At 66.9% G+C, this 23,565-nt stretch carries 19 protein-coding genes; 15 read left to right on the top strand and 4 right to left on the bottom strand.

The window, feature by feature from the left end; genetic code table 11:
- The first annotated feature begins 71 nt into the window (after positions 1-71).
- A complete protein-coding gene (polA, locus tag EA796_RS17230) occupies positions 72-2,867 on the top strand; it encodes a DNA polymerase I (RefSeq protein ID WP_122109493.1) in 2,796 nt (931 codons plus the stop codon).
- 459 nt (positions 2,868-3,326) lie between these two features.
- Here polA and yihA read toward each other — a convergent pair whose 3' ends face one another.
- Positions 3,327-3,977 (bottom strand): ribosome biogenesis GTP-binding protein YihA/YsxC, encoded by a 651-nt coding sequence (gene yihA, locus EA796_RS17225; protein ID WP_021443639.1) that lies wholly within the window; start codon positions 3,975-3,977, stop codon positions 3,327-3,329.
- A gap of 245 nt (positions 3,978-4,222) precedes the next feature.
- Here yihA and EA796_RS17220 point away from each other — a divergent pair, with 245 nt between their 5' ends.
- The 5 genes from EA796_RS17220 to EA796_RS17200 all read left to right on the top strand — a co-directional run bounded on the left by EA796_RS17220 (position 4,223) and on the right by EA796_RS17200 (position 8,595).
- Positions 4,223-4,513 (top strand): cytochrome c5 family protein, encoded by a 291-nt coding sequence (locus EA796_RS17220; protein WP_021443640.1) that lies wholly within the window; start codon positions 4,223-4,225, stop codon positions 4,511-4,513.
- 51 nt (positions 4,514-4,564) lie between these two features.
- Entirely contained in the window at positions 4,565-5,170 is a 606-nt protein-coding gene (locus tag EA796_RS17215) for a cytochrome c (protein WP_021443641.1), read from the top strand.
- 151 nt (positions 5,171-5,321) lie between these two features.
- The gene (locus EA796_RS17210; RefSeq protein ID WP_122109492.1) at positions 5,322-5,948 is read left to right on the top strand and encodes a thiol:disulfide interchange protein DsbA/DsbL; all 627 of its coding nucleotides are present in this window, start codon (positions 5,322-5,324) and stop codon (positions 5,946-5,948) included.
- A gap of 19 nt (positions 5,949-5,967) precedes the next feature.
- A complete protein-coding gene (locus tag EA796_RS17205; RefSeq protein WP_021443643.1) occupies positions 5,968-6,840 on the top strand; it encodes an endonuclease/exonuclease/phosphatase family protein in 873 nt (290 codons plus the stop codon).
- A gap of 9 nt (positions 6,841-6,849) precedes the next feature.
- A complete protein-coding gene (locus EA796_RS17200) occupies positions 6,850-8,595 on the top strand; it encodes a GGDEF domain-containing protein (RefSeq protein ID WP_122109491.1) in 1,746 nt (581 codons plus the stop codon).
- A 13-nt stretch (positions 8,596-8,608) separates the two neighbouring features.
- Here EA796_RS17200 and EA796_RS17195 read toward each other — a convergent pair whose 3' ends face one another.
- Positions 8,609-10,135, bottom strand: coding sequence for a nucleobase:cation symporter-2 family protein (locus EA796_RS17195; RefSeq protein WP_122109490.1), 1,527 nt, complete (start codon positions 10,133-10,135; stop codon positions 8,609-8,611).
- A 229-nt stretch (positions 10,136-10,364) separates the two neighbouring features.
- On the opposite strand from EA796_RS17195, the gene EA796_RS17190 reads away from it, so the two are divergent.
- Both EA796_RS17190 and EA796_RS17185 read left to right on the top strand, forming a co-directional pair.
- On the top strand, positions 10,365-10,955 hold the full coding sequence (locus tag EA796_RS17190) for a MarC family protein (RefSeq protein ID WP_122109489.1): 591 nt from the start codon (positions 10,365-10,367) through the stop codon (positions 10,953-10,955).
- Entirely contained in the window at positions 10,952-11,734 is a 783-nt protein-coding gene (locus EA796_RS17185) for an N-acetylmuramoyl-L-alanine amidase (RefSeq protein WP_122109488.1), read from the top strand. The genes EA796_RS17190 and EA796_RS17185 overlap by 4 nt, the downstream gene beginning before the upstream one ends.
- A gap of 55 nt (positions 11,735-11,789) precedes the next feature.
- On the opposite strand, the gene EA796_RS17180 is transcribed toward EA796_RS17185, so the two are convergent.
- Entirely contained in the window at positions 11,790-13,565 is a 1,776-nt protein-coding gene (locus EA796_RS17180) for an ATP-binding protein (protein WP_122109487.1), read from the bottom strand.
- The gene (algB, locus tag EA796_RS17175) at positions 13,562-14,905 is read right to left on the bottom strand and encodes a sigma-54-dependent response regulator transcription factor AlgB (RefSeq protein WP_122109486.1); all 1,344 of its coding nucleotides are present in this window, start codon (positions 14,903-14,905) and stop codon (positions 13,562-13,564) included. The genes EA796_RS17180 and algB overlap by 4 nt, the downstream gene beginning before the upstream one ends.
- 213 nt (positions 14,906-15,118) lie before the next feature.
- Between algB and EA796_RS17170 the strand changes: the two genes are divergently transcribed.
- The 7 genes from EA796_RS17170 (at position 15,119) to phoU (ending at position 23,554) form a co-directional block, all read left to right on the top strand.
- Positions 15,119-15,949: a BON domain-containing protein gene (locus tag EA796_RS17170; protein ID WP_122109485.1), complete on the top strand. Its 831-nt coding sequence runs from the start codon at positions 15,119-15,121 to the stop codon at positions 15,947-15,949.
- 46 nt (positions 15,950-15,995) lie between these two features.
- Complete coding sequence (locus EA796_RS17165; RefSeq protein ID WP_021444183.1) at positions 15,996-16,430, top strand: PA2169 family four-helix-bundle protein; 435 nt, start codon at positions 15,996-15,998, stop codon at positions 16,428-16,430.
- Positions 16,431-16,605: 175 nt separating this feature from the next.
- Positions 16,606-17,574, top strand: a complete 969-nt coding sequence (locus tag EA796_RS17160; RefSeq protein ID WP_021444184.1) for a PstS family phosphate ABC transporter substrate-binding protein — start codon at positions 16,606-16,608, stop codon at positions 17,572-17,574.
- 166 nt (positions 17,575-17,740) lie between these two features.
- A complete protein-coding gene (locus tag EA796_RS17155; RefSeq protein WP_122109484.1) occupies positions 17,741-20,041 on the top strand; it encodes an ABC transporter permease subunit in 2,301 nt (766 codons plus the stop codon).
- A 15-nt stretch (positions 20,042-20,056) separates the two neighbouring features.
- Positions 20,057-21,733, top strand: a complete 1,677-nt coding sequence (pstA, locus tag EA796_RS17150; RefSeq protein ID WP_178082573.1) for a phosphate ABC transporter permease PstA — start codon at positions 20,057-20,059, stop codon at positions 21,731-21,733.
- 89 nt (positions 21,734-21,822) lie between these two features.
- The gene (gene pstB, locus EA796_RS17145; RefSeq protein ID WP_021443568.1) at positions 21,823-22,656 is read left to right on the top strand and encodes a phosphate ABC transporter ATP-binding protein PstB; all 834 of its coding nucleotides are present in this window, start codon (positions 21,823-21,825) and stop codon (positions 22,654-22,656) included.
- Positions 22,657-22,825: 169 nt separating this feature from the next.
- Positions 22,826-23,554 carry a phosphate signaling complex protein PhoU gene (gene phoU, locus EA796_RS17140; RefSeq protein ID WP_021443569.1) on the top strand — a complete coding sequence of 243 codons (729 nt, stop codon included), beginning with the start codon at positions 22,826-22,828 and terminating at the stop codon, positions 23,552-23,554.
- Positions 23,555-23,565: the final 11 nt, after the last annotated feature.

Here is a 23,565-nt window from a genome sequence, read left to right as displayed (position 1 = left end):
TAACCTTGCTCCTTGATTTCAATGATGCGGTCATTCTAGCGCCGCACCCGCCGAAAAGGTTGATCCCGCTCATGAGCCAAGCCCCGCTGATCCTGGTCGACGGTTCCTCCTACCTGTACCGCGCCTTCCACGCCCTGCCGCCGCTGACCACCTCCAAGGGCCTGCCCACCGGGGCGGTCAAGGGCGTGCTGAACATGCTCAAGAGCCTGCGCAAGCAGTATCCGAACAGCCCCTTCGCCGTGGTCTTCGACGCCAAGGGCGGCACCTTCCGCGACGAGCTGTTCGCCGAATACAAGGCCAACCGCCCGTCCATGCCGGACGAGCTGCGTGTGCAGGTCGAGCCGCTGCACGCCAGCGTGCGCGCCCTCGGCCTGCCGCTGCTGTGCGTGGAAGGGGTGGAGGCCGACGACGTGATCGGCACCCTGGCCCGTCAGGCCGCCGGCGAGAAACGCGACGTGGTGATCTCCACCGGCGACAAGGACATGGCCCAGCTGGTCTGCCCGCACGTTACGCTGGTCAATACCATGACCGGAAGCGTCTACGATGCCGATGGCGTGAAAGAGAAATTCGGTGTCGGTCCCGAGCTGATCATCGACTACCTGGCGCTGATGGGCGACAAGGTCGACAACATCCCCGGCGTGCCCGGGGTCGGCGAGAAGACTGCCCTCGGCCTGCTGGTCGGCGTTGGTGGCGGCCTCGACGTGCTCTACGCCAACCTCGACAAGGTGCCCGAGCTGCCGATTCGCGGTGCCAAGAGCCTGCCGGCCAAGCTCGAGGAACACCGCGATATGGCCTATCTGTCCTACCAGCTGGCCACCATCAAGACCGACGTCGAACTGAACATCGCCATCGACGACCTGCACCCGGGCGAGCCGGATCAGGCGGCGCTGGTCGAGCTGTACGGCGAGCTGGAATTCAAGAGCTGGCTCGACGAGCTGCTGCGGCAGAACAAGCACCTGGCGGTCAAGGCCGCGGCCCCGGCCGGCGACCTGTTCGCCGAGCCGGCCAGCGACGGCGCCGAGGACGTCGCCGAAGCGCTGCCGCCGAGTGCCGGCGACTACCAGCTGGTGCTGGAACAGGCGCAGTTCGACGCCTGGCTGCAGAAGCTCGAGCAGGCCGAGCTGATCGCCTTCGACAGCGAGACCACCAGCGTCGACGCTCAGCAGGCGCAACTGGTCGGCCTGTCCTTCGCGGTCAAGGCCGGCGAGGCCGCCTATATCCCGCTGGCGCACAGCTATATGGGCGTGCCGCAGCAGCTCGACCGCGACCAGGTCTTGAACGCGCTCAAGCCGATCCTCGAAGACCCGGCCAAGGCCAAGGTCGGCCAGCACGCCAAGTACGACATCAATGTCCTGGCCAACGCGACGCCGCCGATTGCCGTTCAGGGCGTGGCCTTCGACACCATGCTCGAATCCTACGTGCTGGATTCCACCGCCACCCGCCACGACATGGACAGCCTGGCGCTGAAGTACCTCAATCACAGCACCATCCGTTTCGAGGACATCGCCGGCAAGGGCGCCAAGCAGCTGACCTTCGACCAGATCGCCTTGGAACAGGCCGGCCCCTACGCCGCCGAGGATGCCGACGTCACCCTGCGCCTGCACCAGGAACTGTGGCGCCGGCTCGAAGCCGTGCCGTCCTTGGCCAAGGTGCTGCGCGAAATCGAGATGCCGCTGGTGCCGGTGCTGGCGCGCATCGAGCGCAACGGCGCACTGGTCGACGCCAAGCTGCTCGGCGAGCAGAGCGTCGAGCTGGGCGACAAGCTGGTGGAACTGGAGCGCGAGGCGTTCGCCATCGCCGGCGAGGAATTCAACCTGGCCTCGCCCAAGCAGCTCGGCGTGATCCTCTATGAAAAGCTCGGCTACCCGGTGCTCAGCAAGACCGCCAAGGGCCAGCCGTCCACCGCCGAGGCGGTGCTCGCGGAACTGGCCGAACAGGATTTCGAGTTGCCCAAGGTGCTGATGCAGTACCGTAGCTTAAGCAAGCTCAAGAGCACCTACACCGACAAGCTGCCGGACCAGATCAACCCGCGCACCGGGCGCATCCACACCAGCTACCACCAGGCGGTGGCGGCCACCGGTCGGCTGTCGTCGAGCGATCCGAACCTGCAGAACATCCCGATCCGCACCGCCGAAGGGCGGCGTATCCGCCAGGCCTTCGTCGCGCCCAAGGGCTACCGGCTGCTGGCGGCCGACTACTCGCAGATCGAGCTGCGCATCATGGCCCACCTGGCCAAGGACGAAGGCCTGCTGGATGCCTTCCGCCACGACCGCGACGTGCACAAGGCCACTGCCGCCGAAGTGTTCGGCGTGGCGCTGGAGGAGGTGAGCAGCGATCAGCGGCGCAAGGCCAAGGCGATCAACTTCGGCCTGATCTACGGCATGAGCGCCTTCGGTCTGGCCAAGCAGATCGACGTCGACCGCAAGCAGGCGCAGGCCTATATCGACCGTTACTTCGCCCGCTATCCCGGCGTGCTGAGCTATATGGAACGCACCCGCGCGCAGGCCGCCGAGCAGGGTTATGTGGAAACCGTCTTCGGCCGCCGCCTGTACCTGCCGGAAATCCACGCGCAGAACCAGGCCATGCGCAAGGGTGCCGAGCGCGCGGCGATCAACGCGCCGATGCAGGGCACCGCGGCGGACATCATCAAGCGCGCGATGATCGCCGTGGACGCCTGGCTGCAGGATAGTCGCATCGACGCGCGGATCATCCTCCAGGTGCACGACGAGCTGGTGCTGGAAGTGCGCGAGGAACTGGTCGAGGAGGTCGGCGCGCAGATCAAGGCGCTGATGGGCGGCGCGGCGGAACTGGACGTGCCGCTGCTGGTGGAAGTGGGCGTCGGCGCCAACTGGGACGAGGCGCACTGAGGGGCGCCTCCGACCGGGCGTGGGTGGGGCGCTGCGTACCGGCGAGGGGCGGTCGGCGCCCCCACGAATAAGGCTTCAGGGAATCAGCAGGCCGCTGGTTATTGCGAATGGTTTTTAAAATAGGGATGAACTTTCCGCGAAGACGCCCGGTCAGAGTTCTTGAATGGCCGTTAAGCCTTTCAATGCTCCTATGTTGTGTTAAGTGTTGGCAGACATCTGAACCCCGCCCTAGCGGTTCAGACCTTAAACCCCGAACTTCTCCCTCCCCATACGAAGCTCGGGGTTTTTTTTGCCTGTAGAAAAGTGCGCGCTTGCGGCCTGCTCTCCGGGAGACGACTGCAGGGAGGCAGGAGTTGGAGCGACGCAGGATGCCCAAGTCGAGGGTGCCCGAAGGACGGAAGAGGGAGCTTGCGCGCTCATGACGACTCGTCTCTCGGTGCGCCTGGCGCACCCTAAGCGTCAGGCCTCCTCGGCGCCTTCCTCGTCCTCTTCCGGCAGCAGATCCAGCCAGCCGGCCAGCACCAGCTGCGCCTCTTCCACGCCCATGCGCTTGGGCGCCGAGAACAGCTGGATGCCGATGCCATCGCCCCACTGCTTGCGGATTTCCTGCTGCACCTTGAGCAGGGCGTTCTTCGCCGCGCCGAAGGCCAGCTTGTCGGCCTTGGTCAGCAGGATGTGCAGGGGCATGCCGCTTGCCACCGACCAGTCCAGCATCATGCGGTCGAATTCGGTCAGCGGGTGGCGGATGTCCATCATCAGCACCAGGCCGCAGAGGCTCTCGCGGCTGCCCAGGTAGGCCTCCAGGTGCTTCTGCCAGTGCTGCTTGAGCGGGATCGGCACCTTGGCGTAGCCGTAGCCGGGCAGGTCGACCAGGCGGCGCTCGTCGTCCAGGCGGAAGAAGTTGAGCAGCTGGGTGCGCCCCGGGGTCTTCGAGGTGCGCGCCAGGCTGGCGTGGGTCAGGGTGTTCAGCGCGCTCGACTTGCCGGCGTTGGAGCGGCCGGCGAAGGCCACTTCCAGGCCGCTGTCCTCGGGGCACTGGTCGACCTTGGCGGCACTGATGAGGAAGCTGGCCTGCTGGCACAGACCGATGATGGGGTTCTTCGGGAGCATGGGGGTATCCGGTGGGCGCCCCGCACTCGCCAGCTGGCGTTCGGGGACTTGCGACATTTCCGCGCACCTGCGGCACGCCAGGTGGCGCGGCAAGCGGCGTCGTTTCCGTTTCAGCGTTGCCAGTATATAATGCCGCAGATTTTGTGTGCGCTTTGTCCCACCCGCAGGAACCCGATTGCCGGGAACGATTAACCAGGCTGCTCGCTAGAAAGCAGAACGTTCCCCTCCCTGATGAGGTAGATCTGATGAAGAAAATGCTGCTCGCGGCTGCCGTAACTCTGCTGTCCTTCAACGGCTACGCTGCCCAAGATCCGCAAGCTGTATACGACCGTGCCTGTGGCGTTTGCCATAACGGCCAGATTCCCACGGCCCCGCAGAAAGGCGACAAGGCCGCCTGGGAGCCGCGTCTGGCCAAGGGCATGGACGCACTGGTACAGAGCGTCACCAATGGTTTGAATGCCATGCCGCCCCGCGGGTTGTGCATGGACTGCACGGCGGAGGACTACCAGGCGGTCATCAAGCTGATGACCGAATGAGTGGGCCCGGCCGATAACCCTTATCTCTCTTAGCCGTAGTTGGATTAGCTGATGAACAAAGTACTCGTGAGTCTGCTGTTGACCCTGGGCCTCACCGGCCTGGCACAGGCTGCCGGCGATGCCGCAGCCGGTCAGGGCAAAGTCGCCGTCTGTGGCGCCTGCCATGGCGCCGATGGCAACAGCCCCGCGCCAAACTTCCCCAAGCTGGCCGGTCAGGGCGAGCGCTACTTGCTCAAGCAGCTGCACGACATCAAGTCCGGCAACCGCCAGGTGGTCGAGATGACCGGCATGCTGGATAACCTCAGCGACCAGGACATGGCCGACATCGCCGCCTACTTCGCCAGCCAGCAGATGAGCGTCGGCGCCGCCGATCCTAAGCTGGTCGAGCGCGGCGAAGCGCTGTTCCGCGGCGGCAAGCTGGAAGAAGGCATGCCGGCCTGCACCGGTTGCCACTCGCCGAACGGCGCCGGCCTGGATGCCGCGGGCTTCCCGCAGCTGGGCGGCCAGCATGCCACCTACGTGGCCAAGCAGCTGACCGACTTCCGCGAAGGCAACCGCACCAACGACGGCGACGCGATGATCATGCGCGCCATCGCGGCCAAGCTGAGCAACAAGGATATCGAGGCGGTTTCCAGCTTTATCCAGGGTCTACACTAAGCCGACTACCGTCGTAGTTGATAAGACAAAGGGTGGCTGCGGCCACCCTTTTTCGTCTGCGCCGCGGCTACAATGGCCGGAACCTGCCCGGTGGCGGTCGGTCTTAGTAGCTATTCGCCACGAGGCGATGCCTACCTCCAAGGAGTACTCCATGCGTAATCTGATTTTCGGCGCCGCTCTGGCCCTCAGCAGCCTGTTCGGCGTCGCCGCCCATGCCGAGCCCGTCGCCGGCCAGCACTATGTCGAGCTGAAGAGCCCGGTGCCGGTGTCCAACCCCGGCCAGATTGAGGTGGTGGAGCTGTTCTGGTACGGCTGCCCGCACTGCTACCAGTTCGAGCCGACCCTCAATCCCTGGGTCGAGCAGCTGCCCGACGACGTCAACTTCGTGCGTATCCCGGCCCTGTTCGGCGGCGTGTGGGACAAGCACGGGCAGATGTTCATCACCCTGGAAAGCATGAAGGTGGAGCAGAAGGTGCACGACGCCGTGTTCGCCGCCATCCACCAGGACAGGAAGAAGCTGGCCAGCCCCGAGGAAATGGCCGAGTTCCTCGCTACCCAGGGTGTGGACCAGGACGCCTTCCTCAAGACCTACAAGTCCTTCGCCGTCAAAGGCCAGATGGAAAAGGCCAAGAAGCTGGCCATGGCCTATCAGGTCACCGGCGTGCCGGTGATGATAGTCAACGGCAAGTACCGCTTCGACATCACCTCCGCCGGCGGTCCGCAGCAGGCCCTGAAGCTGGCCGACCACCTGATCGCCAAGGAGCGCGCCGCGCTCTGAGCGGCCGCTGGCGCCGACCATGCTGCGCCGCTGGCGACAGACCCGCGCGGTTGGCCTGTGCGATCCACAGGTCAACCCGCATTGCGCCGCTGATGCCCAATGGCCCGCCGACGGCCTGCTGCGCCTGCTCAGCTTCAACGTCCAGGTCGGCATCAACACCCAGCGTTACCATCACTACCTGACCCGCAGTTGGCAGCACCTGCTGCCGCATGCCGGGCGCAGCGGCAACCTGCAGCGCATCGGCGACCTGCTCGCCGATTTCGACCTGGTGGCATTGCAGGAGGTCGACGGCGGCAGCCTGCGTTCCGGCTACGTCAATCAGGTCGAGTACCTGGCCCAGCAGGGCGCGTTTCCCTACTGGTACCAGCAGCTCAACCGCAACCTCGGGCGTCTCGCCCAGCACAGCAACGGCGTGCTCAGCCGTCTGCGTCCGACCCTGCTGGAGGATCATCCGCTGCCCGGCCCACCGGGGCGCGGGGCGATCTTCCTGCGCCTGGGCGAGGGCGAGCAGGCGCTGGGGGTGGTGATGATGCACCTGGCCCTCGGCCCGCGTACCCGTACCCGCCAGCTCGCCTACATCCGCGAGCGGGTCGGCGAGTTCCGCCATCTGGTGCTGATGGGTGACATGAACACCCACGCCAGCGACCTGCTGGAGAACTCGCCACTGCGCGACCTCGGCCTGATCGCGCCGCAGGTTCAGGCGACCTTCCCCAGCTGGCGGCCGCAGCGCTGCCTCGACCATATCCTGCTCAGCCCGGGGCTCGAACTGGGGCGGGTCGACGTGCTCAGCCAGCCGATCTCCGACCACCTGCCGGTGGCCGTGGAAATCCGTTTGCCGCGCGCTCAGAGTAGTGGCCAAACGCCTATGCTGAAGGCGCCCTCCCGTGGATAAGCAGGCCGTATGAGCGATGACGCGCAACGCTGGAAAGACAAGTACCTGAGCAGCCTGGAGCAACAGGAAAGGCTCGAACGGCGCTGGGAGTTGCGCCTCGACCTGCTGCGCCGCGGCCTGGTGCGCAGCAGCCTGGCCGCCGAGGGGGCGGACAAGGCGGTCGACCAGTGCATGCAGGAGATGCGCGACATCCTCCGCCGCGACGACATGGACGCGGCGCTCGGCGGCCTGATCCCGCGCCTGGAGAAGGCCGTGCTGGATTCCGAGCTGCGTCGCCAGCAGCGCGCCGGCGAGGCCACCGCGGCGCTGACCCGACTGGTCGAACAGTTGCAGCAGCTGCAACCGCCGCGCGAGGTACGCAAGGCACTGAAGACGCTGGCCAAGCAGTTGCACGAGGCCAGCGGCCAGACGCATCAGCTGCCGGCGCTGCTCAGCCAGCTGAGCAGCCTGCAGGGGCAGGCGCTGGAGGTGCTGCGCACGCCGGCGGCCGAGCAGCCCGGCCTGCTGCAGCGGCTGTTCGGCAGCCGCGGCGAGGCGGTTGGTGTCGGCGCAGCGGCCGAGCCGGCGCACGCACCTGGCGCCAGCGCGCCTTCTGCGCCGCCGACCGCGGCGCCGCTGCCGGCGCTGGACAGCCTGCCGCTGCCGCCGGGGTTGCTGGCGCAGGGCGAGGACGAGACGCAGCGTTTCGCCCTGCCCGGCAGCGAGCCCGGCTACAGCGCGGTGGCGCCGCATATCGCCGAGAGCCTGCTGGGCCTGCTCGCCGAGCTGGAGCTGCCGGCGCGTCACCAGCCGCAGGGCGAGGCACTGCGCCAACGGGTGCAGGGTGGGCTCAACTGGTACGAGCTGGTGCCGGTGCTGGACGACCTGGCGGTGCTGGTGTTGGCGGTGAGCGACAGCGGCCAGCGCGAATTCGCCGGTTACCTCAAGCAGCTCAACGAGCGCCTGGCGGCCTTTATCGGCACCCTGAGCGAGGCGCACGAGGGCTACAGCGAATCGGTCGAGAGCGCGCGCGACTTCGACCGGCAATTGCGCGAGCAGGTCAGCGGCCTGCAGCACAGCGTGCAGAGCGCGGCGGATCTGGATGCGCTCAAGCAGGCCCTGGAGCAGCGTCTGGACGGTCTGCTGCAGACCGTCAGCAGCCACCAGCGCCAGCGCGACGGCCGCGAGGCCGAGGTGGCTCAACGCCTGCAGAGCCTGGTGCAGCGGGTCGCCGAGATGGAGCGCGAGGCCCAGCAGTTTCGCGAGCACATCGAGGAGCAGCGGCAGAAGTCCCTGCTCGACCCGCTGACCGGCCTGCCCAACCGCGCCGCCTGGAGCGAGCGCCTGGAGCTGGAGACGGCGCGCCGCCTGCGCTACGGCGGCGAGCTGCTGCTGGCGGTGCTCGACGTCGACCATTTCAAGCGGATCAACGACAGCTACGGTCACCTGGCCGGCGACCGGGTGCTGAAGATCATCGCCGGCGAACTGCACAAGCGCCTGCGCAAGACCGACTTCATCGCCCGTTACGGCGGTGAGGAGTTCGTCCTGCTGATCCCGGCGACGCCGCTGGACGGCGGCGTGCAGCTGCTGGAGACCCTGCGCACGGCCATTGAGGCCTGCCCCTTTCACTTCAAGGGCGAGCCGGTGACCATCACCCTCTCCGCCGGGCTCGCCGAATTCCGTGGCGAGGAAACCGCCGAGGCGGCGTTCGAGCGCGCCGACCAGGCCCTGTATCGAGCCAAGGCCGGCGGGCGCAACCGCATCGAACTGGGCTGAGCCGCGTTGCCCCTCAGTGCTCCGCCAACGCCGCCTGGCGCCGGGGCTGCGGCTGGCCGTGCGCGTCCTCTTCTTCCAGCAGCGGCACTTCCTGGCCCTGCGCGTCGTACAGCTTGCCACCGACGAAATGGTCGCCGTCGTGCAGGGCGGCGATGTCGCGGTAGCGCAGGCTGCGCTCGGTGCCGGCGACGAACACCGACTGCTGGTCCGAGTTGCCGACGGTGAAGTGGTTGAACAGCAGGTTGAGCAGGATCGCCATGATCGCCGCGGAGCTGATGCCGGAGTGGAAGATGGTCTCGAACCAGGCCGGGAAGTGGTGGTAGAAGCTCGGCATGGCGATCGGGATCATGCCGAAGCCGATCGAGGTGGCGACTATCACCAGGTTCATGTTGTTGCGGTAGTCGACCTTGGCCAGGGTGCGGATGCCGCTGGCAGCCACGGTGCCGAACAGCACCACGCCGGCGCCGCCGAGCACCGAGGTGGGCACTGCGGCGATGATTCGGCCCATGATCGGCAGCAGGCCGAGGGTGACCAGGATCAGCCCGCCGGTGGCCACCACGTAGCGGCTCTTGACCCCGGTGACGGCGACCAGGCCGACGTTCTGGGCGAAGGCGCTCTGGGTGAAGGAGCCGAACAGCGGCGCCACCGCGCTGGCGATCATGTCCGCACGCAGGCCGTTGCCGAGGCGCTTGGAGTCGACCTTGGTGTCGATGATGTCGCCGACGGCGAGGATGTCGGCCGAGGTTTCCACCAGGATCACCATCACCACGATCAACATCGAAATGATCGCCGCCAGCTCGAACACCGGCATGCCGAAATGCAGCGGCGTGGGGAAGGCCAGTACAGGGCCGGCGCCGACCTTGGAGAAGTCGGCCATGCCGAAGGCCAGGGCCACCAGGGTGCCGATCACCATGGCCAGCAGGATCGACAGGCGCGAGATGGTGGCGCTGCCGACCTTGCTCAGCAGCAGCACGGTGGCCAGGGTGAAGGCAGCCAGGCCGATATTGGCCATGCTGCCGAAGTCCGCGGCCTGGCTGTTGCCGCCCATGGCCCAGCGCGCGGCCACCGGCATCAGGGTCAGGCCGATGGTGGTGATGACGATGCCGGTCACCAGTGGCGGGAAGAACTTGGTGATCTTGGAGAAGATCGGCGTGATCAGCAGGCCGATCAGCGCCGCGCCTATCACCGCGCCGAACACCACCGGCAGGCCGCCTTCGCCGCCATTGGCGCCGACTATGGCGACTATGGTGGCGACGCTGGCGAAGGACACGCCCTGCACCAGCGGCAGCTGACAGCCGAAGAACGGCAGGCCGAGGGTCTGCAGCAGGGTGGCGGCGCCGCCGACGAACAGTGAGGCGGCGATCAGCAGGCCGATGTCGGCGGGCGACAGCCCGGCCGCTTGGCCGACGATCAGCGGCACCGCGACGATGCCGCCATACATGGTCAGCACGTGTTGCAAGCCATAGAGGAGATTGGCGCCGATGCCGAGATTCTCGTCCTCGGGACGCGGGGCAGGAGCGCTGGTGGGGGTGGACGTCATGGTGAGGCTACTCGCTGTTGTTCTTGTCCGGTCAATGTAGACAAATTTTTATTATTTTGGCTACTACTTTGTATACATTCTTACGAGTGGTGTTTCTCGATACGATTTCGATAGTTCCGGTCACAAAGGCATCGCCTGCGTCCGCTTAGCTGCAATCTGACTGCCGCGCCGGCTCGCGGCGAAGCCCAGCCAGGCCCTAGACTATCTGCCTGACTCACTGGAGACGCCCATGGATATCTTCAGCATCGCCGTGCTGATCTTTCTGGTCACCGACCCCTTCGGCAATATCGCCATCTACATCGCCGCGCTGAAGAACGTCGAGCCGCGCCGCCGGATCTGGATCGCCGCGCGCGAGCTGCTGTTCGCCCTGGCCCTGCTGCTGCTGTTTCTCACCTTTGGTGACAAAGTCCTCAGCAGCCTGGGCCTGTCGCGCGAGGCAACCGCCATCGCCGGCGGTATCATCCTGTTCGTCATCGCCATGCGCCTGATCTTCCCCAGTCCGCAGGGCCTGCTCGGCGACGTGCCGGACGGCGAGCCGATGCTGGTGCCGCTGGCCACCCCGGCGGTGGCCGGGCCCTCGGCCCTGGCGGTGCTGATGACCCTGCGCAACACCCATACTGGGCCGCTCTGGGAGCTCTACCTGGCGCTGCTTCTGGCCTGGGCGGCGACGGCATTCATTCTGCTGCAGGCCTCGTTCCTGCAGCGGTTTCTCGGAACCCGCGGGTTGACGGCGGTGGAACGACTGATGGGCATGCTGCTGATCATGCTCAGCGTCGACATGTTGCTGGACAACCTGCAAAGCGTATTCGGTCACGCATGAAGTCTCTCTGCCTTAGTCTCGTTCTTGCCTTGCTCGCCGGTTGCAGCGCTGGGCTGCGCATCGACGACAGCCACACTGCAACGGGGCAGAACAGCCGCGTGCAGTACGTGGTGCTGCACTACACCTCCACCGATCTGGCGCGCTCGCTCAAGCTGCTCACCGAGACCGAGGTGAGCAGCCATTACCTGATCGGCGACGCGCCGCCGACCATCTACCGTCTGGTGGATGAGAATCGCCGGGCCTGGCACGTCGGCGTCAGCGAGTGGCAGGGGCGGACCTGGCTCAACGCCTCGACCATCGGCATCGAGCTGGTCAACCAGGGCTACTACGAGACCCCGGCCGGTCGCTATTGGCAGCCCTTCGCCCCGCAGCAGATCGACAGGCTGATCGTGCTGCTCAAGGACATCGTGCAGCGTCACCAGCTGCCGCCGGGCGCGATCATCGCCCACAGCGACGTGGCGCCGCAGCGCAAGGTCGACCCGGGCCCGCTGTTCCCCTGGAAGCGCCTGGCCGACGAGGGCCTGCTGCCCTGGCCGGACGAAGCGGCGGTGGCGCGCCAGCAGGCGCTGTTCGCCGCCAGCCCGCCCAGCGTGCAGTGGTTCCAGGAGCAGCTGGCGCGCCAGGGCTACGCGGTGCCGCAGCACGGCGAGCTGGACCAGGCCACGCGCAACGTCATCGCCGCCTTCCAGATGAAGTACCGCCCGGCCGACTACGCCGGCCAGCCGGATGCGGAAACCGCCGCGCGCCTGCTGGTGCTCAACCAGCAGACGGCCGGGTAGCGGGCGCCATGCACGGCGCTGCCGGTGTGCGCGGCGCCCCCTGCGGCGAGGGCGGCTACAGCGGCAGGGCCAGGTAGAAGCGGCTGCCGCGCCCCGGTTGCGACTGCACGGCGATCTGCCCGCCGTGCAGCTGGACGATCTCCTTGCACAGCGCCAGGCCCAGGCCGGCGCCGCCCTTGCGCCGGCCGACCTGGACGAAGGGCTCGAAGATGCGCGTCTGCTGGCCGTAGGCGATGCCTTCGCCGTCGTCCTCGACGCCGAGAATCAGGCGTTCGTCCCGGCGCCGCGCCTGCAGGCGGATCTGCCCGCCCGGGTGGCTGTGGCGCAGGGCGTTGCCGAGCAGGTTGTCCAGCACCCGCTCCAGCTGCAGGCGGTCGGCGCGCAGGCGCGGCAGCGGCTCGTGCAGCTCCAGGCCCAGGTCGATCTCGCGTTCGGCGGCCTGGGCGGCGAAGCGCTGCTGCGCCTGGCGCAGCAGTTCGGCGGCGTCGCAGGGCGCCAGTTCCAGCTGCTGCAGGCCGTTCCGGTAGCGGGAGAAATTCAGCAGGTCGTTGATCAGGCGCAGCAGGCGCTGCATCTCCTCGTCGACGGTGCGCAGCAGGTCGGCCTCGCGGCTGCCTGCGGCGAAGTGCAGGCGTTCCTGCAGCAGGGCGAAGGCCATGTGCATGCCGGTGACCGGGGTGCGCAGCTCGTGCGAGGCGCGCAGGACGAACTCGCGGCGCACGCGCTCGAAGGCGCGCTGCTCGGTGACGTCGCGCAGCACCATCACCGCACCGAGCAGCGGCCCCTGCTCGTGGCACACCGGGGTCAGGCTGTAGGCCAGCAGGCGGGTCTCGCCGGCGGCCTCGATGGCCAGGTCGTCCGGCGCCCGCTGCGGGCTGACCCCGTCCAGCACCAGCTGCAGCTGCTCGTCCAGGTCCGCCCGTTGCAGCGCCTGGCCGAGCGACTGGCCCCTGGGCACCGCGTCCCAGCCCAGCTGACGCTGCGCCACCGGGTTGCCGTGCTCCAGGCGGCCCTGGCGGTCGAGGATCAGCAGGCCGTCATCGATGCTGTCGAGCACCGCCTGCAGGCGCCGCTGCTGGCCCACCAGGGCCTCGACGTTGGTCGCCTGGAACTGGCGCAGCGCCTCGGCCATCAGGCCGAAGCGGCGGCTCAGGGCGGCCATTTCCGGCAGCGGCGAGAGCGGCAGGGTGACCTGGAAGTCGCCCTGGCCGATCTGGTCGGCGGCGCGCGCCAGCGCCTCGATCGGCCGGCCGAAGCGCTGCGCCAGGCTGTGCGCGGTGACGAAGCCGATCAGCAGCACGGCCAGGCCGATCAGGCCGAGCAGGCCGGCGATCAGCCAGGCGCGCTGGCGGGTGCTCGCCTCGGCCTCGTCGACGGCGGCGACGTAGCGGTTCTGCAGGGCGTTGATGCGTTCGCGCAGGGCCTCCTCGGCCTGGCCGAGGGCGTCGCTCTTGAGCAGCTCGCGGCGCACCGTCAGCGGCTTGGCCAGCAGCGCGTCGAAGCGCGCGTAGGCGCGCTCCACCTCGGCCAGGGCCTGGTGGTCGCCGGCGGCGCGGGCGTTGGCGTTGGCCTGCTGCAGCCATTGGCGCAAACGCGCGTCGGCGGCCTGCAGCGCCTCGCGGTCGAGCTGCTCGGCGAGCAGCAGGCCGACCTGCTTGCCCAGCTCCTGACGCATGCCCAGGCTGGCGTCGATGATCTGCAGGTTGCGGGTCATCGCCTGGCTCTGCTGCTGGGTCAGCTGCAGCACGCTGAACATGCCCAGCAGCAGGCCGAGCAGGGCCACGGTGAGCAGCGCGCTGCCGCTGAGGAACAGCCGGGTGCGCAGCTTCACAGGCCGAACTGCTTGCGCTTGCGGTACAGCGTCGAGGCGTCGATGCCGAGGGTGCGCGCGGCCTGGTCGAGGGTCTCGCTGGTCGCCAGCACCGCGGTGATATGGGCCTTCTCCAGCTGTTCCAGGCTCAGCGCGGCGCCGATGCGCGGCGCGCCGTTCTCGACCGGCTCGCCCAGGCCGAGGTGCTCGGGTTCGATCAGCTCGGCGTTGCAGATGATGCTGGCGCGTTCGATGACGTTGCGCAGCTCGCGGATGTTGCCGGGCCAGGCGTAGCCCTGCAGCGCTTCGCGCGCGGCGTCGCTGAAGCCGTGCACGGGGCGGGCGTATTCCCTGACGAAGCGGGCGAGGAAGCCTTCGGCCAGCTGCAGCACGTCCTCGCTGCGCTCGCGCAGCGGCGGCAGGGTCAGGGTGATGACGTTGAGGCGATACAGCAGGTCTTCGCGAAAGCGCCCCTCGCCCACCATCTGTTCGAGGTCGAGGTTGGTCGCGGCGAGGATGCGCACGTCGGCGCGGCGCGTCACCGGGTCGCCGACCCGCTCGTACTCCTTGTCCTGGATGAAGCGCAGCAGCTTGGGTTGCAGGGGCAGCGGGAAGTCGCCGATCTCGTCGAGAAACAGGCTGCCGCCGTCGGCCTGGTTGACCCGGCCCAGGGTGCTCTCGCTGGCGCCGGTGAAGGCGCCGCGGCTGTGGCCGAACAGCTCGCTTTCCATCAGCTCGGCGGTCAGCGAGGGGCAGTTGATGGTCACGCAGGCCTTCTTCGCCCGCTTGCTCCAGCCGTGGATGGCGCGCGCCAGCTCGCCCTTGCCGGTGCCGGATTCGCCGAGGATGAGGATATTGGCGTCGGTGCCGGCCACCTGCCGCGCGGTTTCCAGCACCGCCATCAGCGCGGGGCTGCGGCTGTCCAAGTGGGCGCCGGGTTGGCGCACCTGGTCTTCCAGGGCTTCCAGGCGCGCCGCCAGCTGGTGCACCTCCAGCTGCTTGGCGGCAGCCAGGCGCAGCTGTTCCGGGCTGCACGGCTTGACCAGGTAATCGGCGGCGCCGGCCTGCATGGCATCCACCGCGGTGTCCACCGCCGAGTGCGCGGTGACTATCACCACGCGCATCCAGGGCGCCTGCACGCGCATCTGCGCCAGCAGGTCGAGGCCGTTGTCGTCGCCCAGGCGCAGGTCGAGGAAGCACAGGTCGAACACCTGACGCTGCAGCAGCGCCTCGGCCTGCGCCGCGCTGCTGGCGCCGGCGACCTCGTAACCCTGGTCCTCCAGGCAGTAGCGGAAGGTGCGCAGGATCGCCGCCTCGTCGTCGACCAGGAGGATGCGCCCGCTGTGTCCTGAATCTGCCATCGTCGTGCTCCATCTGACTGGGTGTGTGGCATTAGTCAGGGAAATATCATGCAAGTTGCACGGCGATTTCGCCGCGACCCTGCAGCCTGCATGCCGAGGAGATTTTTCGATATGGCATAAGTATTTGTTTTTATTGATTTTATTTGGGGTGAGAACGCTGGCATAGCGCTTGCGAAAGTCTAGGTAACTATCGACTTGCCGAGGACCCCCGCCATGCCCCCGTTCAAGACTCTGATGCTGGCCGGCAGTACCGCCCTGCTGCTGAGCCTGACCCCGCTGGCCAGCCATGCCGCCGAGACCGAGCTGAGCCAGCAGCTCGCGGCGGCGCGTCAGGAAGGCTCGATCTGGACCGCCTTCGCCCTCAATCGTCACCTCAACCCGTTCCGCCTCGACATCGCCGTGGAAGACGGTCGGGCCCGCCTCGAGGGTCGGGTGGAGAGCGCGGTGCAGAAGGAACTGGCCGAGCAGGTGGCGCTGAGCGTCGAGGGAATCGAGGCGGTGGACAACCGCATCGAGGTCGACGCCGCTACCGCCGAGGGCGAGCCGCCGGGCCTGGTGCAGCGCCTGGAGGACGCTAGCCTGGCGGCCACGGTGAAGTCCAAGCTGTTGTGGAACAGCAATACCCGCGGCCTGGACATCCAGGTCAAGAGCCAGAACGGCGCGATCACCCTCAGCGGCCACGCGCAGGCCCCGGCGGCCAAGGAGCTGGCCGGCCAGCTGGCGGGCAATACCGACGGCGTGCGCGAGGTGTTCAACCACCTCAGCATCAGCACCGCCGACAGCAGCGCCAGCGAGATCGAAGTGGCCGCCGAGGAGGCGCGCGAGGCGATCAGCGACGGCTGGATTACCAGCAAGGTCATGGCCAGCTTCGTCTACAGCCGCAACCTGGATGCGCTGAACATCGCGGTGAGCACCGAGGACGGTTTCGTCAGCCTGCGCGGCAGCGTGCTGAGCAGCGCCGAGAAGCGCCTGGCGGTGGACATCGCCCGCAATATCCGCGGCGTGCGCGGCGTCGATGCCGATGCCCTGCGCATCGACGGCTGAACGCCGGACGCCGCATTCGCCAGTCCCATAGCCGAGGAGAACCGCCATGAGCAGCAAGACCGCACAACTCAACGAACTGATCGAGATCACCCGCGACGGCCAGCGCTTCTACGAGCACGCCCACGACGAGGTCAAGGACATCCGTCTGCAGGCGCTGTTTCGCGACATGGCGCGGGCCAAGACCGAGGTGATCGACGCCTTGGCGCGCAGCGTGGCGGCCAACCACAGCCAGCCGGCCAGCGGCGGCACCCTGCTGGGCAAGCTGCGCCAGCTCTACGCCGATACCCGCGCCACCCTGGCCAAGGATGAGGACGCCACCTACGTGGCGCAGCTGGAGGAGAGCGAGGACCGCATCCTGCAAGCCTTCGAGGACGCCCTGGAGGGCGCGGACCAGGATCTGCGCGTACTGCTGGCGATGGAGATGCCCAAGGTGCGCGCCTGTCACGAGCGCATGCGCGCACTCAAGCACAGCCTGCAGTAGGCGCGTCGCTACGTCCTGCCAGGCCCCGTGCGCGCTGCGTGCGGGGGCCTGGGCGGTGGCGCGCACAAATTCGGCGACGTTCACGCAACTGTCATATTCGCTTCATAGAGTGTTCACGTGGCCTGCAGATACTTGGGCCCGTTCCATCCAACACTAATCCTGCTAGGAGCAAGGCATGAAACTGAAGCGTTTGATGGCGGCCCTGACTTTCGCCGCCGCTGGCGTAAGCGCCGTATCTGCTGTAGCCGCCGTCGACCCGGCTCTGCCGACCTACGAAAAGACTTCCGGCGTATCGGGCAACCTGTCCAGCGTCGGTTCCGACTCGCTGGCCAACCTGATGACCCTGTGGGCCGAAGAGTTCAAGAAGCAGTACCCCAACGTCAACATCCAGATCCAGGCCGCCGGTTCCTCCACCGCGCCGCCCGCTCTGACCGAAGGCACCGCCAGCATGGGCCCGATGAGCCGTGCGATGAAGGATGCCGAGATCCAGGCGTTCGAAGAGAAGTACGGCTACAAGCCGACCGCCGTGCCGGTGGCCATCGACGCCCTGGCCGTGTTCGTGCACAAGGACAACCCGATCAAGAGCCTGGACATCGCTCAGGTCGACGCGATCTTCTCCAGCACCCGCCTGTGCGGTGGTGCGACCGATATCAAAACCTGGGGCGACGTCGGCCTGACCGGCGAGTGGGCGACCAAGCCGATCCAGCTGTTCGGCCGTAACTCGGTCTCCGGCACCTACGGCTACTTCAAGGAAGAAGCCCTGTGCAAAGGCGACTTCAAGGCCAACGTCAACGAGCAGCCGGGTTCGGCCTCGGTGGTGCAGTCGATCTCCAGCACCCTCAACGCCATCGGTTACTCGGGCATCGGCTACAAGACTTCCAGCGTGAAGACCGTACCGCTGTCGAAGAAAGGCGGCGAGGCCTTTGACGCCAACGAAGAAAACGCCCTGGCTGGCAAGTTCCCGCTGGCCCGCTTCTTCTACGTCTATGTCAACAAGGCGCCGAACAAGCCGCTGAGCCCGCTGGATGCCGAGTTCGTCAAGCTGGTGCTGTCCAAGCAGGGCCAGGAAGTCGTGGTCAAGGACGGCTACATCCCGCTGCCGGCCAAGGTGGTCGAGAAGACCATGAAGGAACTGGGTCTGTAATCCTGGCCTCGCGCTAGGCGCTGTAAGCGGCGCGGCCCGCCACTCTTCGGAGTGGCGGGCTTCGTCATGTCAGCTGGCTGTAACCTTTCTGTCATACAAGCCCGCTAGATTGGCAAGCCTGGGCAGCCGCATGCGCTGCAAACAAGCTCGCGCAGAGATTTCTCGCATGAATGACTTGGCAAACGACACCGTGAACCGCTCACCGAATCAGGGGGTCGAGAATCCCCTGGGGATCGACTTCAATACCCCCTCCCTGCAGCGCAAGCGCCGCCTGCGCGCGCTGAAGGATCGCTTCGCCCGCTGGGCGGTTTCCGTCGGCGGCATGGCGGTGCTCGGTGCCATCACCCTGATCTTCTTCTACCTGGCCTATGTGGTGCTGCCGATGTTCCAGGGCGCCGACCTGGACAGCCGCAAGCCGGTGCAGGCCGCCTGGCTGGGCGAAGCCGGCGCGCCGCTGCTGCTGACCCTGGAAGAGCAGAACCAGATGGCCATGCGCCTGGACCAGAGCGGTCAGGTGCAGTTCTTCGATGCCAAGCAGATGCAGCCGCTGAGCCGCGTGCAGCTGCCGATTCCGGCGGATGCGCGCATCGTGTCGGTCGGCCAGGACCAGCCGGGCAGCAACCGCGTGGCCCTGGGCCTGTCCAACGGCCAGGTGCTGGTGTTCCGGCATGTCTACAAGCTCAGCTACCCCAACGATGTGCAGACCATCACGCCGAGCATCGAATACCCCTTCGGCGCCGCGCCGATCGAGCTCGATGCCCAGGGCCGCGAGCTGGATCACGTCGGCCTGAGCCTGAACGGCGGCACCCTGATGCTGGCCGGTTCCACCGGTACCGAACTGCACGTGCTGAACCTGGGCCGCGAAGAGAACCTGATGACCGGCGAGGTCACCCTCAGTGAGGAGCGCGTCGCCCTGCCGCAGATCGCCGAGCCGATCAAGGCACTGATCATCGACCCGCGCCACCTGTGGCTGTACGTGGTCAACGGGCGCGCCACCGCCGATGTCTTCGACCTGCGCAGCAACAGCCTCAACGGCCGCTACAAGCTGCTGGAGAACGGCAAGCTGGAGGTCAGTCAGGCCACCTCGCTGCTCGGCGGCATCTCGCTGCTGATCGGCGACAGCAGCGGCGCTATCGCCCAGTGGTTCATGGTGCGCGAAGCAGACGGCAAGGCCGTGTTGAAGTCGATCCGCAGCTTCCAGCTGGGCGACAGCCCGATCGTGCAGATTCTCCCGGAAGAGCGCCGCAAGGGCTTCCTGGCGCTGGACGAGCAGGGCAACCTGGGCATCTTCCACAGCACCGCGCACCGGACCCTGCTGGTCGACCAGGTCGCCGAAGGTCAGGTGCTGGCCGCCCTGTCGCCGCGCGCCAACCGCGTGCTGGTGGAGCGCGAGGGCCAGCTGCAACGTTGGATCATCGACAACCCGCACCCGGAGATTTCCTGGAGTTCGCTGTGGGGCAAGGTGTGGTACGAGAACTACGACGCGCCCGGCTACGTCTGGCAATCGACCTCCGCCAGCACCGACGCCGAACCCAAGCTGAGCCTCGCACCGCTGGCCTTCGGTACGCTCAAGGCGGCGTTCTACGCCATGCTCCTGGCTGCGCCGCTGGCGATTGCCGCCGCGATCTACACCGCCTACTTCATGGCCCCGGCCATGCGCCGCAAGGTCAAGCCGGTGATCGAGCTGATGGAGGCGCTGCCGACGGTGATTCTCGGCTTCTTCGCCGGCCTGTTCCTCGCGCCCTACGTGGAAGGCCATCTGCCGGGCATCTTCAGCCTGCTGATCTTTACCCCGATAGGCATTCTGCTGGCCGGCTACCTGTGGAGCCGCCTGCCGGAGTCGATTCGCCTGAGCGTGCCAGATGGCTGGGAATCGGCGCTGCTGATCCCGGTGATCCTGCTGGTGGGCTACGTCTCGCTGGCCATGAGCGGGCACCTGGAGAACTGGCTGTTCGACGGCGACATGCGCATGTGGCTGAGCAATGACCTGGGCATCCCGTTCGACCAGCGCAACGCCCTGGTGGTCGGCCTGGCCATGGGCTTCGCGGTGATCCCGAACATCTACTCGATCGCCGAAGACGCCGTGTTCAGCGTGCCCAAGAGCCTGACCTTCGGCTCCCTGGCCCTGGGCGCCACGCCCTGGCAGACCCTGACCCGGGTGGTGATCCTCACCGCCAGCCCGGGCATCTTCTCGGCGGTGATGATCGGCATGGGCCGCGCCGTCGGCGAGACCATGATCGTGCTGATGGCCACCGGCAACACCGCGATCATGGACATGAACATCTTCGAAGGCCTGCGCACCCTGGCCGCCAACGTGGCGGTGGAAATGCCCGAGTCGGAAGTCGGCGGTACCCACTACCGCGTGCTGTTCCTCTCGGCGTTGGTGCTGCTCGGCTTCACCTTTGTCATGAACACCCTGGCGGAGCTGGTGCGCCAGCGTCTGCGCGTCAAGTACGCCTCGCTCTAAGGTTTGGGAAGGTATATGGCCGTGAAACAGAACAACCTGAAAACCTGGTTCAAGAGCGGTACGCCGTGGATCTGGATGAATGCCGGCGCGGTATCGATCGCGGTGATCATGACCCTCGGCCTGCTGCTGGTGATCGCCGTACGCGGCCTCGGCCACTTCTGGCCGGCGAATATCGTCGAAGCCGACTACCAGGTGCCGGGTCAGGAAGCCCGGGTGATGGCCGGCGAAATCACCCAGATCGAGGAAGTGCCGCGCGCGCGTCTGGCCGCCTCCGGCTTGCCGGTGGATGTCGAGGGCGGCGAGTTCATGACCCGCGAGCTGTTCAAGGTGGGTAACCGCGACGTGTATGGCGCGGACTTCACCTGGGTGGTCGGCGAATGGCTGAGCAATCCGCGCACCCCGGAAAACCTCACGGCGCTGGAGCGCCGCGAGTGGGGCAACTTCTACGGCTACCTGGTCAACGTCAAGGAAGCTGGCGAGCTGGTGGCCGAAGGCGATGCCAGCTGGCCCGCGCTGCAGGAACGCATCGCCCGCGTCGAGAAGCTGCACAAGCAGCTGGTGCGCCTGGAGAAGAAGGACATCGGACGGATCAACGCCGGGCTCGAACGCGTGCGGCTGCAAACCCGCAAGCTGGAGTTGCAAGGCCGGCTGGATGACGTCGCCCGCGCCGAGCTGGACGCCGAGCGGGCGCAGTGGGATGCCGAGTACAAGGTGCTGGAAACCGAGCTGATCGCCCTCAACCAGGCGTTCAACCGCGACAGCGTCACGCTCAAGACCGTCGATGGCCGCGAAGTCACCATCAGCCTGGGCAAGGTGGTGCGGGCCTTCCAGCCCAATGCCATGGGCCTGGGCGAGAAAATCGCCTTCTACTTGGCCAAGCTGTGGGAATTCGTCAGCGACGACCCGCGCGAGGCCAACACCGAAGGCGGCATCTTCCCGGCGATCTTCGGCACCATCATGATGACCCTGATCATGGCCGTGATCGTCACCCCGTTCGGCGTGGTGGCGGCCATCTACCTGCGCGAGTACGCCAAGCAGGGCCCGCTGACCCGGGTGATCCGCATCGCGGTGAACAACCTGGCCGGCGTACCGGCGATCGTCTACGGCGTGTTCGGCCTGGGCTTCTTCGTCTACGTGCTGGGCGGCTCGCTGGACCGCCTGTTCTTCCCGGAAGCCGCCCCGGCGCCGACCTTCGGCACCCCGGGCCTGCTGTGGGCCTCGCTGACCCTGGCGATCCTCACCCTGCCGGTGGTCATCGTCGCCACCGAGGAAGGCCTGGCACGGATTCCGCGGGCGGTGCGCGAAGGCTCCCTGGCCCTCGGCGCGACCAAGGTGGAGACCCTCTGGCGCGTGGTGCTGCCGATGGCCAGCCCGGCGATGATGACCGGCCTGATTCTCGCCGTGGCCCGCGCCGCCGGCGAGGTGGCGCCGCTGATGCTGGTGGGCGTGGTCAAGCTGGCGCCTTCGCTGCCGGTAGACGGCAACTACCCCTACCTGCACCTGGACCAGAAGATCATGCACCTGGGCTTCCACATCTACGACGTCGGCTTCCAGAGCCCCAACGTCGAGGCCGCGCGGCCGCTGGTGTACGCCACCGCGTTGCTGCTGGTGCTGGTCATCATCCTGCTGAACTTCAGTGCGGTGTATATCCGCAACCACCTGCGCGAGAAGTACAAGGCGCTGGATCACTAATTCTGCGGCAGGCGGCAAGCTGCAGGCACCGGGCGAGAGCCGGCCTGCGGCCTGTAGCTTGAAGCCTATAGCCTCCGAAGGAGACTGTTATGCAACACGAAGCCCATACCCACGGTATCGACCTGGCCGCCCTCGGCCGCGACAAGCAGAGCCTCAACCTGGCCAGCGAGACCACGGCCATCGCCGTGCCGGGGCTGAACCTCTACTACGGCGAGAAGCAGGCACTGTTCGACGTCAAGATGGAGATCCCGCGCCAGCGCGTCACCGCCTTCATCGGCCCGTCGGGTTGCGGCAAGTCGACCCTGCTGCGCACCTTCAACCGGATGAACGACCTGGTCGACGGCTGCCGCGTGGAAGGCGAGATCAACCTCGACGGGCGCAACATCTACCGCAAGGGCGAGGACGTCGCCGAGCTGCGTCGCCGCGTCGGCATGGTGTTCCAGAAGCCCAACCCCTTCCCCAAGAGCATCTACGAGAACGTGGTGTACGGCCTGCGCATCCAGGGCATCAACCAGAAGCGCGTGCTCGACGAGGCGGTGGAGTGGGCGCTGAAGAGCGCGGCGCTGTGGGACGAGGTCAAGGATCGCCTGCACGAATCGGCCCTCGGCCTGTCCGGCGGTCAGCAGCAGCGCCTGGTGATCGCCCGCACCGTGGCGGTACAGCCGGAAGTGCTGCTGCTCGACGAACCCTGCTCGGCGCTCGACCCGATTTCCACGCTCAAGGTCGAAGAGCTGATCTACGAACTCAAGAGCAAGTACACCATCGTCATCGTCACCCACAACATGCAGCAGGCGGCGCGGGTGTCCGATTACACGGCGTTCATGTACATGGGCAAGCTGATCGAGTTCGGCGACACCGACACCCTGTTCACCAACCCGGCCAAGAAGCAGACCGAGGACTACATCACCGGTCGTTACGGCTAAGGCCATGGCAAATACTCCCTGGCTTTGTCGGGCGCGCTTGCCGTACTCATCGTACTGTCAGCGCACGCCCTTCGGGCCAGAGAGCATTTTCCAAGGGCCTTGATACTTAATGCAGGGTGCGCCGCGCGCACCATGGTCACCCAAGCCGGCAGCTTTCGCGGAGCGAAACATGATCAACAAAGACAACCTCACCCAGCACATCTCCCAGCAGTTCAACGCCGAACTGGAAGAAGTGCGCAGCCACCTGCTGGCCATGGGCGGCCTGGTGGAGAAGCAGGTCAACGACGCCGTCACCGCGCTGATCGAGGCCGACTCCGGCCTGGCCCAGCAGGTGCGCGACATCGACGACCAGATCAACCAGATGGAGCGCAACATCGACGAGGAGTGCGTGCGCATCCTCGCCCGGCGCCAGCCGGCGGCCTCCGACCTGCGCCTGATCATCAGCATCTCCAAGTCGGTGATCGACCTCGAGCGCATCGGCGACGAGTCGACCAAGATCGCCAAGCGCGCCATCCAGCTGTGCGAGGAAGGCGAGTCGCCCAAGGGCTACGTCGAGGTGCGGCATATCGGCGACCAGGTGCGACGCATGGTGCAGGAGGCCCTCGACGCCTTCGCCCGCTTCGATGCCGACCTGGCGCTGTCGGTGGCGCAGTACGACAAGACCGTCGACCGCGAGTACAAGACCGCGCTGCGCGAACTGGTCACCTACATGATGGAAGACCCGCGCTCGATCTCCCGCGTGCTCAACGTGATCTGGGCGCTGCGTTCGCTGGAGCGCATCGGCGACCACGCGCGCAACATCGCCGAACTGGTGATCTACCTGGTGCGCGGCACCGACGTACGGCATATCGGCCTGACGCGCATGCGCGAAGAGGTCGAGGGCAAGCCCGGCGCCTGAGCCGGCGCTGG

This window comes from Pseudomonas sp. AOB-7 (assembly GCF_003696305.1).
GTDB lineage: Bacteria > Pseudomonadota > Gammaproteobacteria > Pseudomonadales > Pseudomonadaceae > Aquipseudomonas.
The sequence above is the reverse complement of the archived record's forward strand: the minus strand, read 5'-3'. Positions and strand labels throughout refer to the sequence as shown.

Excerpts from the sequence above, each read along its gene's own strand:
- polA (WP_122109493.1), top strand. The coding sequence starts at position 72 with ATGAGCCAAGCCCCGCTGATCCTGGTCGACGGTTCCTCCTACCTGTAC.
- yihA (WP_021443639.1), bottom strand. The coding sequence starts at position 3,977 with ATGCTCCCGAAGAACCCCATCATCGGTCTGTGCCAGCAGGCCAGCTTC.
- EA796_RS17220 (WP_021443640.1), top strand. The coding sequence starts at position 4,223 with ATGAAGAAAATGCTGCTCGCGGCTGCCGTAACTCTGCTGTCCTTCAAC.
- EA796_RS17215 (WP_021443641.1), top strand. The coding sequence starts at position 4,565 with ATGAACAAAGTACTCGTGAGTCTGCTGTTGACCCTGGGCCTCACCGGC.
- EA796_RS17210 (WP_122109492.1), top strand. The coding sequence starts at position 5,322 with ATGCGTAATCTGATTTTCGGCGCCGCTCTGGCCCTCAGCAGCCTGTTC.
- EA796_RS17205 (WP_021443643.1), top strand. The coding sequence starts at position 5,968 with ATGCTGCGCCGCTGGCGACAGACCCGCGCGGTTGGCCTGTGCGATCCA.
- EA796_RS17200 (WP_122109491.1), top strand. The coding sequence starts at position 6,850 with ATGAGCGATGACGCGCAACGCTGGAAAGACAAGTACCTGAGCAGCCTG.
- EA796_RS17195 (WP_122109490.1), bottom strand. The coding sequence starts at position 10,135 with ATGACGTCCACCCCCACCAGCGCTCCTGCCCCGCGTCCCGAGGACGAG.
- EA796_RS17190 (WP_122109489.1), top strand. The coding sequence starts at position 10,365 with ATGGATATCTTCAGCATCGCCGTGCTGATCTTTCTGGTCACCGACCCC.
- EA796_RS17185 (WP_122109488.1), top strand. The coding sequence starts at position 10,952 with ATGAAGTCTCTCTGCCTTAGTCTCGTTCTTGCCTTGCTCGCCGGTTGC.
- algB (WP_122109486.1), bottom strand. The coding sequence starts at position 14,905 with ATGGCAGATTCAGGACACAGCGGGCGCATCCTCCTGGTCGACGACGAG.
- EA796_RS17170 (WP_122109485.1), top strand. The coding sequence starts at position 15,119 with ATGCCCCCGTTCAAGACTCTGATGCTGGCCGGCAGTACCGCCCTGCTG.
- EA796_RS17165 (WP_021444183.1), top strand. The coding sequence starts at position 15,996 with ATGAGCAGCAAGACCGCACAACTCAACGAACTGATCGAGATCACCCGC.
- EA796_RS17160 (WP_021444184.1), top strand. The coding sequence starts at position 16,606 with ATGAAACTGAAGCGTTTGATGGCGGCCCTGACTTTCGCCGCCGCTGGC.
- EA796_RS17155 (WP_122109484.1), top strand. The coding sequence starts at position 17,741 with ATGAATGACTTGGCAAACGACACCGTGAACCGCTCACCGAATCAGGGG.
- pstA (WP_178082573.1), top strand. The coding sequence starts at position 20,057 with ATGGCCGTGAAACAGAACAACCTGAAAACCTGGTTCAAGAGCGGTACG.
- pstB (WP_021443568.1), top strand. The coding sequence starts at position 21,823 with ATGCAACACGAAGCCCATACCCACGGTATCGACCTGGCCGCCCTCGGC.
- phoU (WP_021443569.1), top strand. The coding sequence starts at position 22,826 with ATGATCAACAAAGACAACCTCACCCAGCACATCTCCCAGCAGTTCAAC.